This window comes from Pseudomonas sp. LTGT-11-2Z (assembly GCF_003691445.1).
GTDB lineage: Bacteria > Pseudomonadota > Gammaproteobacteria > Pseudomonadales > Pseudomonadaceae > Aquipseudomonas > Aquipseudomonas monteilii.
Window position 1 is genome coordinate 5,278,253 of record NZ_CP033104.1, and the last position, 13,309, is coordinate 5,291,561.

Annotated in this window: 10 protein-coding genes and 1 pseudogene; 5 read left to right on the forward strand and 6 right to left on the reverse strand. The window is 63.8% G+C overall.

Features of this window, described 5'->3' with window-relative positions; genetic code table 11:
* Positions 1–193 precede the first annotated feature (193 nt).
* The gene (locus D8767_RS24855; RefSeq protein ID WP_063977267.1) at positions 194–1,528 is read left to right on the forward strand and encodes an OprD family porin; all 1,335 of its coding nucleotides are present in this window, start codon (positions 194–196) and stop codon (positions 1,526–1,528) included.
* Positions 1,529–1,742: 214 nt separating this feature from the next.
* A pseudogene (locus D8767_RS24860) lies at positions 1,743–3,233 on the forward strand (sensor domain-containing diguanylate cyclase).
* On the opposite strand, the gene D8767_RS24865 reads toward D8767_RS24860, so the two are convergent.
* A complete protein-coding gene (locus D8767_RS24865; RefSeq protein ID WP_016713255.1) occupies positions 3,230–3,706 on the reverse strand; it encodes a PA2169 family four-helix-bundle protein in 477 nt (158 codons plus the stop codon). The pseudogene D8767_RS24860 and the gene D8767_RS24865 sit on opposite strands and share 4 nt — an antisense overlap.
* A 203-nt stretch (positions 3,707–3,909) precedes the next feature.
* On the opposite strand from D8767_RS24865, the gene D8767_RS24870 reads away from it, so the two are divergent.
* Positions 3,910–4,131, forward strand: a complete 222-nt coding sequence (locus D8767_RS24870; protein ID WP_016713256.1) for a DUF3820 family protein — start codon at positions 3,910–3,912, stop codon at positions 4,129–4,131.
* Between the two features lie 60 nt (positions 4,132–4,191).
* On the opposite strand, the gene D8767_RS24875 is transcribed toward D8767_RS24870, so the two are convergent.
* The 3 genes from D8767_RS24875 to ptsP are packed head-to-tail and all read right to left on the reverse strand — an operon-like array spanning position 4,192 to position 9,728.
* Positions 4,192–5,931, reverse strand: coding sequence for a PTS fructose-like transporter subunit IIB (locus tag D8767_RS24875; protein WP_122048448.1), 1,740 nt, complete (start codon positions 5,929–5,931; stop codon positions 4,192–4,194).
* Positions 5,928–6,875: a 1-phosphofructokinase gene (pfkB, locus tag D8767_RS24880; RefSeq protein WP_016713258.1), complete on the reverse strand. Its 948-nt coding sequence runs from the start codon at positions 6,873–6,875 to the stop codon at positions 5,928–5,930. Before pfkB ends, D8767_RS24875 begins: the two co-directional genes overlap by 4 nt.
* Positions 6,876–9,728, reverse strand: a complete 2,853-nt coding sequence (ptsP, locus tag D8767_RS24885) for a phosphoenolpyruvate--protein phosphotransferase (protein ID WP_016713259.1) — start codon at positions 9,726–9,728, stop codon at positions 6,876–6,878.
* 284 nt (positions 9,729–10,012) lie between these two features.
* Between ptsP and cra the strand changes: the two genes are divergently transcribed.
* Both cra and D8767_RS24895 read left to right on the forward strand, forming a co-directional pair.
* Positions 10,013–11,008, forward strand: a complete 996-nt coding sequence (gene cra, locus D8767_RS24890; protein WP_028699510.1) for a catabolite repressor/activator — start codon at positions 10,013–10,015, stop codon at positions 11,006–11,008.
* A gap of 2 nt (positions 11,009–11,010) precedes the next feature.
* Entirely contained in the window at positions 11,011–11,787 is a 777-nt protein-coding gene (locus D8767_RS24895) for a TatD family hydrolase (protein WP_016713261.1), read from the forward strand.
* A 63-nt stretch (positions 11,788–11,850) separates the two neighbouring features.
* On the opposite strand, the gene ampE is transcribed toward D8767_RS24895, so the two are convergent.
* Positions 11,851–12,681, reverse strand: coding sequence for a regulatory signaling modulator protein AmpE (gene ampE / locus D8767_RS24900; RefSeq protein WP_016713262.1), 831 nt, complete (start codon positions 12,679–12,681; stop codon positions 11,851–11,853).
* Entirely contained in the window at positions 12,678–13,250 is a 573-nt protein-coding gene (gene ampD / locus D8767_RS24905) for a 1,6-anhydro-N-acetylmuramyl-L-alanine amidase AmpD (protein WP_016713263.1), read from the reverse strand. Before ampD ends, ampE begins: the two co-directional genes overlap by 4 nt.
* Between the last annotated feature and the right edge of the window lie 59 nt (positions 13,251–13,309).

Below are 13,309 nucleotides of genomic sequence, written 5' to 3' on the forward strand. Positions count from 1 at the left end.
GCTGCTCCCGATTTCCCTTGGCTACGCCATGGGCACCACCGGTGCCGATATGTTAGCCTTTTAAAGCCGCTGCCGATCAGCGGCTTTTTTTATGTGCTTTAACACTCAGCCCGGCTGTAATGTCTACTTATAAGAAAGACGCACATTCAAAAATAAAAACTGCCCCACCGTCACACCAAAGGAGCTAGTACCGGTGCCTTCCGCGTTTCGTTTTACCCCGCTGTTCATTGCGTTGACTGCAACGATCCCTTTCGCCGCCCAGGCAGATGAAGACAAGGCTGATGGCTTCATCGAAGGGTCGTCCTTCAACCTGCATTTCCGTAATGCCTACTTCAACCGCGACAACCACAACGCCGGCGTGCGCGACACCCGCGAGTGGGGCCAGGGCGCAGTCGCGCGCTTCGAGTCGGGCTACACCCCGGGTGTGATTGGCTTTGGCCTGGACGCCCATGCCATGCTGGGCCTTAAGCTCGACGGCGGTGGCGGCCATGCCGGCACCAGCATCCTGCCCGAGCACATCAAGGACGACGGCGAGCTGGGCGCTGCCCCGCACTCGTTCTCCACGGCTGGTGCTGCAGTCAAGCTGAAAGCCTTCGACACCGAGCTGAAAGCCGGTGACCTGTTCCTCACCAACCCGGTGATCGCTGGCGGCGAAACCCGCATGCTGCCGCAGACCTTCCGTGGCGTGAGCCTGACCAACACCAGCATCGACGGCCTGCTGCTCGAAGGCGGCCAGGTGAGCTTCACCCACCCGTACAACCAGAGTGGCCACCGCCGTATCGACACCTACTACGGCGCGCTGAACGAACACGACAAGAGCAAGCACCTGAACTGGGCCGGCGCGTCGTGGAGCGGTATCCCGAACATCACCGCCAACCTGTACGCCGCCGAGCTGAAGGACATCTGGAACCAGTACTACGCTGACTTCGACTACACCTATGTGGTCAACGACCTGGTCAGCCTGAACCCGGGCGTGCACTTCTACCACACCCAGGACACCGGCCAGGCCCTGCTGGGCAAGATCGACAACAACACCTACAGCGTTCACTTCACCGTCAACGCCGGGTTCCACAGCGTCACCGCCGCCTACCAGCGGGTAAACGGCAACACGCCGTTCGACTACATCAACCTGGGCGACAGCGTGTACCTGGACAACTCGCGCATGTACTCGGACTTCAACGCGCCGAACGAGCGTTCGTGGAAGCTGCAGTACAACTATGACTTCGCCGGGCTCGGCGTGCCTGGCCTGACCACCTCGCTGTCGTACTCACGCGGTGAAGCCGACCTGACCAAGGCGGTGCAGGACACCACGCACTACGACTATTACCGTGAAGATGGCAAGAACGCCATGCACTGGGAACGTGACCTGGACGTGAAGTACGTGTTCCAGGAGGGTGACCTGAAAGACCTGTCGGTGCTGGTGCGCTATGCCACCCACCGTGGTAGCCAGGGCTATGCATCGATCGACAGCAACAGCGACAACGATGAAGTGCGGGTGATCGTGGATTACCCACTGAACGTGTTCTGATCCCGTTTTGTAAGCTTCACACATCACTCCTGTGGGAGCGGGTTTACCCGCGAAGAAGGCACCGCGGTGTTCGCGGTTGAATCCGCTCCTACAGGGTCTGGTGTGAACCTGAAAATGCAGCACACCGTGATTCCGTCGGACAAATCTTGTCCGACAATCCGCGCTTCCCTAAAATGTCGCCGCCGCGAATGGCCCTGCCCACGCAGTAGCGAGCATGCCCACCCGATTACCGCGTTTCGCATTCCTCAGGTCGCACCCCGAGCTGACCCTCAATCTGGGCAGCTGCCTTGCCGTGCTCGCCATCGTCGCCATCGTCAGCTACTTGCTGGCGCGGGAACGCGATAGCGTCGAGCTGTCGGCCATTCGCTCGTCCAACAACATCGTTCAGTTGATCGAAAGCGACATCCTGCGCAACGCCGAACTCTACGATCAGTCCCTGCAGGGACTGATCTGGGCTGTCGGACGCAAGGAACTGCCGGAAATCCCCGGCCCGCTACGCCAGCGCCTGCTATTCAATGAAGCCCTCGTCGACCGCAAACGTGGAGATGTGCTGTGGCTGGACAAACAAGGCAACGTAGTGGGTGACTCCACCAGCAGCGTGCCGCGCAAGGCCAACTTCGGCGATACCGGGGTGTTCAAGGCGCATCAGAACAACGCCAACCTCGGTTTGCTGGTAGGCCCGCCGTTCAAGGCCAAACTGGGCGACCTGGACTGGTGTATCAGTTTCAGCCGGCGTATCTCTGGCCCCAATGGCGAATTCGCCGGCCTGGCGGCAGGGGCATTGCGCCTGTCGTACTTCAGCGAGCTGTTCCAGCGCCTGGACATCGGTGACGACAGCAGCATCAACCTGTTCAACACCGACGGGCAGTTGCTTGCCCGCCAGCCCTCGCGCACGCAAGACCCACTGATCGGCACCAACTATGCCGAGCGGCCCAACTTCAAGCGTATTCTCAGCGAACAGAGTGGCAACTTCACCGCACGCTCCGGGAGCGACGGCAACTCACGCATCTATACCTTTGCCCGTGTCGCGCAGTTGCCGCTGATCGTACTGGTGGTTCACTCGGCAGACGAGGTGTTCCAGTCGTGGCGACGTACCGCAATTCTGGTCAGCGTCGCTACCGGCGTGCTCTGCGTGGGCATTCTCTGGCTGACCCTGCTGCTGGGCCGCGAACTGCGCCGCCGCCAGGAAGCCGAGTAAGGCCTGGCAACCCTGGCTGCCACCGACAGCCTGACGGGTCTGGCCAACCGGCGCCGCCTGGACCAGGTGCTGCGCCAGGAATGGGCTCGCGCGCAACGCAACCGCAAGCCGCTGGCCGTGCTGATGGTGGATGTGGACCATTTCAAGGCGTTCAACCAGCGCCATGGCCATGCCGGTGGCGACCATGCTCTGCGTGAAGTGGCCAAAGCCATCGAAGCGTGCATCCGACGCCCGGCCGACCTGGCTGCGCGTTATGGTGGGGAGGAGTTTCAGGTGGTGCTGCCGGAAACCGACCTGGCCGGCGCCCGACTGCTGGCAGAGCGCATACGCGCCAGCGTCGAGGCGCTAGCGCCGTTTGCCGATGATGCCCACGCAGTAACGGTGAGCATCGGTATCGGCCTGTCCGGTACCCAGCACGACCTGGCCAGGGTGCTGGGTGCTGCGGACGAAGCGCTCTACCGGGCTAAGGCCATGGGCCGCAACCGGGTAGAGGGGCCTGAGGCTTAAGAACGGGCGCGGGCAGCGTTGCGCAGGGCCTTGACCTGGTCATGGTTGCGCTGCACGCCTTGCAGCTGTTTTTCCACCAGGCTGTAGGTCATGTCACTGGCGGTGCGGCCCAGTTTCACCAGCTTTTCGCGGGCTTCCTTGTAGGCTTTAAGCGCGTGGTCCTCGCCCCGCTCCACCTCGTTGAGTACCGCTTCTTCATCTTTGCCGGTGACCATCGACTTCAGGTTGACCCAGCCACGGTGCAGGTCGCCGCTGATGCTGGTGGAGGTTTCCGGGTCGCCGCCCAGGCGGCGCACTTCGCTTTGCAGTTCGCCTGCGGCATTGGCGCACTCGCCGGCACGCTGGACGAAGAACGCTTTCAACTCTGGGTTCTTCACATCATCGGCCGAGGCCTTGAAGCCTTTCTCGCCATCCTTACTGTACTCGATCAGGTCGTTGAGCACATCGATCACGTCTTTGTTGGGGTTGCTCATGGTACGAACTCCTTGACAGGTGATAGTCATCTGTAAAGGAGCAGTGTTCGTGCCAAGCCTTAATCAAAAAAGAAATCCATTATTTTCAATAACTTATGTAATTGAAGATGCACGCTGATGAGGGCGTTCTGCATGATTGCCGCTTGGGCGCTCGTGCAGATTGCAGTATGGTCGGCGCTTTTCCACAGCCAGGTGCATCGAAGATGAAGCCGGAAACCCTCGAACTGCTGGTGACCCGGACCATGCCGTTTGGCAAGTATCAGGGACGGATCATTGCCGACCTGCCGGGGGACTACCTGGCGTGGTTTGCGCGCAAGGGCTTTCCGGCGGGGGAGCTGGGTGGATTGCTGGCGTTGATGCATGAGATCGACCACAACGGGTTGGGTGATCTGTTGGTGCCGTTGCGGCAGAAGCATCGGCGGTGACCTGCTCTGGCCTCTTCGCGGGCAAGCCCGCGAAGAGGCCAGTAATGCCTCCAGAAGTCTCTAGCCTTTTACGGGTGCCACCGCCAACTCCACCCGCTCGCTCTTCTTGATCACCGCATACACCACCGCCGTCACCAGGCTACCCGCCACAATCGCCAGCAGGTAAAGCAGTGCATGGTTGATCGCATTGGGAATCAGTAGCACGAACAAGCCGCCATGGGGCGCCATCAGCTTGCAGCCGAAGTACATCGACAGCGCCCCGGTCAATGCGCCACCCACGACACTGGCCGGAATCACCCGCAGCGGGTCTTTGGCTGCAAACGGGATCGCCCCTTCGGAGATGAAGCACAGCCCCAGCGCCAACGCCGCCTTGCCTGCCTCGCGCTCGCTCTGGGCGAATTTGCGCCGGGCCAGGAAAGTGGCGATACCAAGGCCTATAGGCGGCACCATGCCGGCGGCCATGGTCGCCGCCATCGGTGCGTAGCTCGACGACGCCAGCAACCCCACCGAGAAGGCATAGGCGGCCTTGTTGATCGGCCCGCCAAGGTCGACGCACATCATGCCTCCCAGCAACAGCCCCAACAGGATGGCATTGGTGGTGCCCATGCTGTCGAGGAAGTGCGTAAGCCCTTCGAGCATGGCCGCCACCGGCTGGCCCACCACGTAAATCATCACTAGGCCGGTGAACAGGCTGGCCAGCAGCGGAATGATCAGGATCGGCTTCAGCGCTTCCAGGCTGGTGGGCAGACGCGCCCAGCGGGCAATGGCCTTGGCGCTGTAACCGGCAAGAAAGGCTGCGACGATGCCACCGATGAAACCGGCCCCCAAGGTGCTGGCCAGCAGGCCACCGATCATGCCCGGCGCAAGCCCCGGGCGGTCGGCGATGGACCAGGCGATATAGCCCGCCAGCAGCGGTACCATCAACTTGAACGCGGCCTCGCCGCCGATCTGCATCAACGCCGCCGGCAAGGTGCCCGGTTCTTTATACGCCTCGATGCCGAACACGAACGACAGGGCAATCAGCAGCCCACCGGCCACCACCATGGGCAGCATGAACGACACCCCGGTCAGCAGGTGCTTGTACACACCGGTCTTCTCGCCCTTTGTCGTACTGGCAGCCGCTGCGGCATCGGCGCTGCTTTGCACTTTGGCTTCGACCAGGGCCTTGTCCAGCGTGGCGCGGGCTTGCTTGAGGGCGATGCCAGTGCCACAACGGTAGATCCGTTTGCCGGCAAACCGCGCAGTAGGCACTTCGATGTCAGCGGCCAGCAGCACCACATCCGCCTCTGCGATGGCCTCGGCTGACAAGGGATTGCGCGCCCCGACCGAACCCTGGGTTTCGACCGTGAGTTGGTAGCCCATCTGTTGTGCCGCTTGCTGCAAGGCTTCTGCGGCCATGAATGTGTGCGCGACGCCGGTCGGGCAAGCAGTGACCGCAACGATTCGCGTGACAGCGCCGCCAACAGCGACTGGGGCGTCTGATGCCGCCACCAACGGCTGGGCATTGGCTGCTGCCTCATCGAGGAAGCCTTCACGGTCGGCCAGCGCCTGGGAGGGTGTGCTCTGGTACACGCGCTTGCCGACGAAGCGGGCCAGGTCCACTGCGCCAGTGCTGACTACCAGCACCCAGTCGGCCTCGGCGATCTGCTGCGCACTCAGTTGCCGCTCGGGGTGCCCAGCTTCCTGCACTTCGACGCTGGTACTCCAGCCACGCCGCTGGGCAGCGGCGGACAACAAACGTGCGCTCAGCACACTCGACACCTGGCCGTTGGGGCAGGCGGTGACAATGGCAATGTTCATCGGCAACCCTCTTGTTGTTCTGTCAGTTGCACGGCCGCTTCCAGACGCGCCAGTTGCTCGCGGTCACGGATGCCGAAGCCAACCTGGGTGACGGCCTGGGCGGCAATCGCGGTGGCACGGGTCAACGTCTGCGCAGGCAGCTCGCCCTGCAGCAGGCCATGGACCATGCCGGCTACCAGCGAATCCCCCGCCCCCACCGTGCTGGCGACCCGCACCTTGGGTGGGCTTGCGTGTACGGCCAGATCGCGGGCGAACCAGCTGACCCCTTGCTCACCTGCAGACACCACCACATGTTCGACGCCGCTGGCCAGCAGGTGCTCGGCGGCTGCACGTTGCTGCGCCGGGTTATCCACAGCCAGGCCGAGTACCTCGCCCAACTCTTCGGTATTGGGCTTTACCAGCCAAGGCGCGCTTTGCAGGCCCGCACGCAAGGCTTCGCCGCTGCTGTCCAGGGCTACCCTGAGGCCTTGGGCCTTCAGTTGGTCAAGCAACTGGCGGAACCATTCGGCACTGATGCCACGCGGCAGGCTACCGGCCACCACCACCGCATCATGGCCTGGGGCGACCTGTTCCAGGCGGCGCAGCAACGCACTACGCGCCGCCTCATCGACCTCTGGGCCCTGGCCGTTGATATCGGTGACGCGGCCATCGGCCTCGACCAGCTTGATGTTGCTGCGGGTTTCGCCCGGCACGCGAACAAAGCAGTCGGCAAAGCCTCGCCACTGGATCAGTGCTTCGAACGGCTGCAGGTTGTCCTGCCCGAGAAAGCCGCCGACGGTCACGCTGTGCCCCAGGTCGGCCAATACCTGGGCAACGTTCAGCCCTTTACCCGCTGCGTGGCTTTGTTGTACCTGGCTGCGGTTGACTTGCCCCGGGCGCAGGGTGTCCAGGCCGATGGTGATATCCAGCGCCGGGTTCAGGGTGAGGGTGAGGATCTTGGCCATTCAGGAACGCTCCACCAGCGCGCGAACCGCCGCAGCGCTGTCTTGTTGCAGGGCCTCGCGCGCCAGGGCGCGGGCCGTCTGGTGATCGGCCTGGCGAACCAGAGCCTTGACTTCGGCGATGCTGCGCGCAGACACGCTGAGCTCGTCAACGTCCAGCCCCAGCAGCACAGGCACCGCCTGCGGGTCGGCCGCCAACTCGCCGCACACGCCTACCCACTTGCCATGGGCATGGGCGGCGCGCACGGTCATGTCGATCAGGCTGAGCACGGCCGGGTGCAGGCCATCGGCCTGGGCCGAAAGGCTTGGGTGGCCACGGTCGATGGCCAGGGTGTATTGGGTCAGGTCGTTGGTGCCGATGCTGAAGAAGTCCACTTCACGCGCCAGTTGCGGCGCCAGCAAGGCCGCCGAGGGCACTTCGACCATGATGCCCAGTTGCAAGTCGGCCACGGGAGTTTCTGCACGCAAGCGCTCGACCATGGCCCGCGCCTCGCGCCACTCGTGTACCTGGCCAACCATTGGGAACATGATTCGCAGCGGGCGATTGTCGGCAGCCTGCAACAAGGCACGCAGTTGGTCTTCCATGATCTGTGGGCGCTGCAAGGTCAGGCGTACGCCGCGCACGCCAAGGAAAGGGTTTTCTTCGGCGGCGATCGGCCAGTACGGCAGCGGCTTGTCACCGCCGACATCGAGGGTGCGCACCACCAACGGGCGCCCGTCCAGGCCATCGAGCACGCGGCGGTACTCGGCTTCCTGGGTCGCCACGTCCGGGGCCTGGGGGTGTGCCATGAAAATCAGTTCGGTGCGTAGCAGGCCGACGCCTTCGGCGCCCTGCTCCACCACCTTGGCGATGCCGTTGCTGTCCCCAATGTTGGCGAACACCTCGACAGCGTGGCCATCACGGGTCACGGCGGGTTCGAGGCGATTGGCCCAGGCGGCCTGCAGGCGTTGCTCGCGGGCATCACGCTCGGCCAGGGCGCGTTGCAATTCTTCTTTCGGCGGCGCCACGTTGACCACGCCGCGCTGGCCATCGAGCAACAGCGGCGTGCCGGACTCAAGCAGCAGGACCGCTGCCCCCGCGCCAACCACTGCAGGAATGCCCAGCGCACGGGCGACGATGGCACTGTGGGCAGTGGCGCCTCCTTGAGCGGTAACGATGCCGGCGACCCGGCTTGGGTCCAGCCGCGCCACATCGGACGGGCCGACTTCGGTCATCACCAGTACGTAAGGTTGCTCCGGCTCAACCTGGGCCTGCACACCGCACAATTGCGCCAGCACGCGGCGGCCGATGTCGCGCAGGTCGGCAGCGCGTTCGGCCAGCAAGGCATCGTGCAACGCCTCTTGCTGACGGGCTGCGGCTTCTATTACCGCCATCCAGGCTGCCGCAGCACTTTCGCCTTGGGCAAGGCGTTGTTCGACATCGTCGGTCAGGGCCGGGTCGGCGAGCATTTCCTGGTGGGTGACGAAGATCTCGCCAATGGCTTTGTCGCTACGCTTGACCAAAGCCTGCAGATCGCTGTCCACCGCCGCTATGGCCTGACGCAGCTTTTGCCGCTCCAGAGCACTGGATTCGCCACGTAGCGGATAATCGAACTCACGCTCGACACACACATGCGCCGGGCCGCTGGCAATGCCGGGGGCAGCGCCCACGCCCTGGATACGGCTACCGGCCACGGGGGCTTGCAGCACGTCGGCCGCAACGCTGGCAACGGGTGTTGCACGTTGCGCCAGCGGCTCTACCTCTTCGCCCAGGCCCTGTTCGATGGCCGCCAGCAGCACCGGCAAGGCATCGGCGGCGATGCCCGGTTCGGCCACCAACTCCAGCGTCTGGCCACGGCGAGCGCCGAGGCTGAGCAGCTTGCTCAGGCTCTTCACTGACACCGCCGGCTGCGCACTGTCAACCACGCGCACGCGGAGCTCGCCCTCGAAGCCTTTGGCCAGTTGCGCCAGCACCTTGGCCGGGCGCGCATGCAAGCCATGCGGGTTGGCCAGCACGATGCGCGCACTGGGCCAATCTGATGGCGCCTCGCCCCCCAGCACTTCCAGTACCGCACGGCTGCTGGTGGCCTGGTAGAGCATTTGCCCACGCCCCTCGATCAGCACTTCGCACAGGCGCTCAAGCAAGGCCTGGTGGGCAGCGCCGAGGCTGGCCAGGCAGAACAGGCCGTTGAGCGGCTGGTCACGGTAACGCAGTGGCTGCTGCGGGGTGATGAAGGCCAGGCCCGGTTGGCGCACCTGACGCTCGCTGTGCAGCCACCACAGGCCCTCGCCCAATGGCAGCGGCTCGGCCTGCTGCAGCACGGCGGCAAAACCGCTGTCGACACAGTCGGCACGCTGCAGCAGGCGGGCACCCCGCCAGGCCAGTTCGTCGAAATCCTCAGCGGGAACGTTCAGGCCGACCAACTGCGCATCCAGCGCCAGTTCCTGAGGCGCACCTTGCAGCAACTTGAGCAGCGCTTCGGCAGAGCTGGCCCGGCGTAGTGCTTCGGCCAGGTCGGTCTCACCCAGGGCACGGGTGAGCAGCTGCAGCAGGCGCAGGTGTTCATCGGAGCGTGCAGCAATGCCAATGGCCAGGTAGACCATTTGCCCATCACCCCAGTCTACGCCCTCGGGAAACTGCAACAGGCGCACGCCGGTGGCATGCACTAGATCGCGGGTTTGTGGCGTGCCATGGGGGATGGCGATGCCCTGGCCAAGGAACGTTGAGCCTTGGGCCTCACGGGCCTGCAGCCCTTGAAGGTAACCCTCGGCGACCAGGCCGTCAGCGACCAAACAGTCCGCCAGCAGGCACAAAGCCTCGGCCTTGTCGGCGGCCGTCTGGCCCATGGCTATCTGCTCCTTGGCGAGCTCGAGCATGACCTTCTCCTTTTGCAGTTCCCGGTCGGGTACTGGAGTATTGTTGTGAAATTCACATGAAGGGCCAGTTCAACAGCCTTGCACAGATGGCGGCCGAGGCAGAAAATTCGGCGGCTGAAACGTTTAATCTGACCAGACGGCCACGTTACTCGATAATCTGCCCGGTAAAAAGCCCCATCCTGTCGGACAATTGCGACAATGGTCGTCTGCGCGTGATGCCTGCGCTGGGTCAAAATGCCCGGTCCGGCCTTACAGCCAGCCCCGGAAATAACAAGGAAAATTCGGTGAAACTCAGCGATATCGCCCGCCTGGCCGGTGTGTCCGTGACCACAGCCAGCTATGTCATCAACGGCAAGGCTGAACAGCAGCGCATCAGCAACACCACCGTCGAGCGCGTGCGTGCAGTGGTCGAAGCCCATGGCTTTACCCCAAACCCTCAGGCCGCTGGCCTGCGCAGCCGGCACACCCGCACCCTGGGCTTCATTCTCCCGGATCTGGAGAACCCCAGCTACGCCCGCATTGCCAAGCAACTGGAGCAAGGCGCCCGCGCCCGTGGCTACCAGTTGCTGATCGCCAGCAGCGACGACCAGCCCGACAGCGAGCGCCAGCTGCAGCAATTGTTCCGTGCCCGCCGCTGCGACGCGCTGTTCGTCGCCAGCTGCCTGCCACCGGAAGACGACAGCTACCGTGACTTGCAGGACAAAGGCCTGCCGGTGATCGCCATCGACCGCCGCCTGGACCCTGCGCACTTCTGCTCGGTGATCAGCGACGACCGTGATGCCAGCCGCCAACTGGCCGCCAGCCTGCTCAGTGCCGCCCCGCGCAGCATTGCCCTGATCGGCGCCCGCCCTGAGCTGTCTGTCAGCCAGGCGCGTGCCGGCGGCTTCGACGAAGCGCTGCAAGGCTATGCCGGTGAAGTGCGCCGCTATCAGGGTGAAGCGTTCAGCCGCGAGTGCGGCCAGCGCCTGATGCAGCAGCTGATCGACGACCTGGGCGGCCTGCCGGATGCCTTGGTGACCACCTCGTACGTACTGCTGCAAGGGGTGTTCGATACCCTGCAGGCTCGCCCTGCCGATTCGCGCCAGCTGCAGCTGGGCACCTTTGGCGACAACCAGTTGCTCGACTTCCTGCCGCTGCCGGTCAATGCCATGGCCCAGCAGCATGGCCTGATTGCCGCCACCGCGCTGGAGCTGGCGCTGGCCGCCATCGAGGAAAAGCGCTACGAGCCGGGTGTGCATGCCGTTGGTCGTACCTTCAAGCAGCGCATCACTGCAGCCTGACCATGCGCCTGATCGACACCCACACCCACCTGGACTTCCCCGACTTCGACGCCGATCGCCCGCGCCTGCTGGCCAATGCGGCGGCGCGTGGGGTGGAACGTATGGTAGTGCTGGGGGTGTACCAGGCGAATTTCCAACGGGTGTGGGACCTGGCCTGCACCGATCAGCGCCTGTTCGCGGCACTCGGCCTGCACCCGGTCTACCTCGACCAGCACCGCCCGGAGCACCTCGTTCAGTTGCGCGAATGGCTGGCACGCCTGCACGGCGATACGCGGCTGTGCGCCGTGGGTGAATTTGGCCTGGACTACTACCTTGAAGACCTGGACAAAACCCGCCAGCAGGACCTGTTTGAAGCGCAACTGCAGATGGCCTGCGACTTCGAACTGCCTGCGCTGTTGCATGTACGCCGCAGCCATGCGCGGGTGGTTGCCACGCTCAAGCGCTACAAACCGGTGCGAGCGGGGGTGATCCATGCGTTTGCCGGCAGCTACGAAGAGGCGCGCGAGTACATCAAGCTGGGCTTCAAGCTCGGGCTTGGCGGTGCCGCGACGTGGCCACAGGCACTGCGGCTACGCAAGACCCTGGCGCGGCTGCCGCTGGAGAGTGTGGTGCTGGAGACTGATGCGCCAGATATGGCACCGGTGATGTACCCGGGGGTGCGGAACAGCCCGGAGCATTTGCCGGAGATTGCCGGGGCGTTGGCCGAGGTAATGGGGATTGATGTCGGGGAGCTGGCTGAGGCTAGCAGCCGCAATGCTTGCGAGTTGTTTGGCTGGTAGATGTTTTGCTGCCTGTCATGGCCTCTTCGCGGGCACGCCCGCGAAGAGGCCAGCCAATTCAGTTCAGACCAGCACTGTCCACAGCGCAAACCCGGCATACCACAACACCGCACAACGCAGCAGCAGCTCCCACAGGCTGTCCAGCCGCCCCAACCCACGCTGGCTGTCTTCATCGTCGGGAATGTCATCGGCAATGCGCCCGACACGGGCCACCAGGTGCCCGGCACTGATGTGCCAGTTGAGCACCTCGTGCAACATCACCCGGGTGACCGAGAGGAAGTTGCCCACCAGGGCAAAGCTCAACGCCAGTACCCGCACCGGCAGCCAGTCCATGATGTGCCGCAGCTGTTCGGCCCGCGCCTTCAGCGCAGGCTGCTTGCTGTGCTCACCGCACAGCGCCAGCAGGCGATAAGCCAGCGCCGCCCCAGGCCCCAGCACGAAATACCAGAAGATCACCGCGAAAAAGCCCTGGTACGCCTGCCACAGCAGGTTGCCCTGCACCCTTACCAGCAAGCTGTGCGGCTCGTCGGCGGCCAGGCCCAGGTCACGCTCTGCAACATGCAGCGCCGCCTGGTCATCACCGCGCCGCCAGGCATCGCGGAACGGCCCAAGCGAGGCCTTGGCATCACCACGGCCCAAGCTATAGACCAGCACCAGCAGGTGCATCGGCAAGGCCAACAGCCCATACGCCACCGGCTCCAGCACATGCAGCAGCAACACCAGCAGCATTACCGGTGCCAGCACCAGAATGGCCAGCGTCCACCACGGGTGTACTTTGCCGCTGCGCTCCAGGCGCACCAGTTCGCCAAGGAAGAACCCGTCGCGCTGCACGCGGTGGCGCAGGGCCGAGAACTTCTCGACCCACAATGCCAGCAACAACACCAGAAAACTCATGCCTTGTCCTCTTTGTACAACAACGCTTCGCGGTACCGCTGCCAATCGAAGGACGGGCCGGGGTCGGTCTTGCGTTGCGGAGCAATGTCGCTGTGGCCCTGGATGCGACCCAGGTCGATGGCCGGCCAGGCGCTACGAATGTGCCGGGTAAGCCGTTCCAGCACGGCGTACTGGGCATCGGTGTAGGCCAGGTCGTCAGTGCCTTCCAGTTCGATACCGATGGAGAAATCGTTGCAGCCTTCACGCCCGTCAAAACACGAAACGCCAGCGTGCCAGGCGCGATCGAGCAACGACACGAACTGGGTCACCGCCCCGTCACGCTCGACGAACAGATGCGCCGACACGGTCAGGTGCTTGATGCTGTCGAAGTAAGGATGCTCATCGGGGTCCAGGCGATTCTGGAAAAACTGCTGGACCTTGCCGGTGCCAAAACAGGCTGGCGGCAGACTGATGTTGTGGATCACCAGCAGGGAAATCGATTCGCCTTCAGGGCGGGCATTGAAGTTCGGCGAGGGGCAGTGGGTGATTCCGGTTCCGTGAAACCAGCCAGTGGCACGGTCCAATTGCATGGGGTAGATCCTGAAAACGCCGTGAACAGGTCAACAGTATGCCCTGCGCTCAACACCGT

Excerpts from the sequence above, each read along its gene's own strand:
- D8767_RS24865 (WP_016713255.1), bottom strand. The coding sequence starts at position 3,706 with ATGAGCAACCCCAACAAAGACGTGATCGATGTGCTCAACGACCTGATC.
- D8767_RS24870 (WP_016713256.1), top strand. The coding sequence starts at position 3,910 with ATGAAGCCGGAAACCCTCGAACTGCTGGTGACCCGGACCATGCCGTTT.
- D8767_RS24875 (WP_122048448.1), bottom strand. The coding sequence starts at position 5,931 with ATGAACATTGCCATTGTCACCGCCTGCCCCAACGGCCAGGTGTCGAGT.
- pfkB (WP_016713258.1), bottom strand. The coding sequence starts at position 6,875 with ATGGCCAAGATCCTCACCCTCACCCTGAACCCGGCGCTGGATATCACC.
- ptsP (WP_016713259.1), bottom strand. The coding sequence starts at position 9,728 with ATGCTCGAGCTCGCCAAGGAGCAGATAGCCATGGGCCAGACGGCCGCC.
- D8767_RS24895 (WP_016713261.1), top strand. The coding sequence starts at position 11,011 with ATGCGCCTGATCGACACCCACACCCACCTGGACTTCCCCGACTTCGAC.
- ampE (WP_016713262.1), bottom strand. The coding sequence starts at position 12,681 with ATGAGTTTTCTGGTGTTGTTGCTGGCATTGTGGGTCGAGAAGTTCTCG.
- ampD (WP_016713263.1), bottom strand. The coding sequence starts at position 13,250 with ATGCAATTGGACCGTGCCACTGGCTGGTTTCACGGAACCGGAATCACC.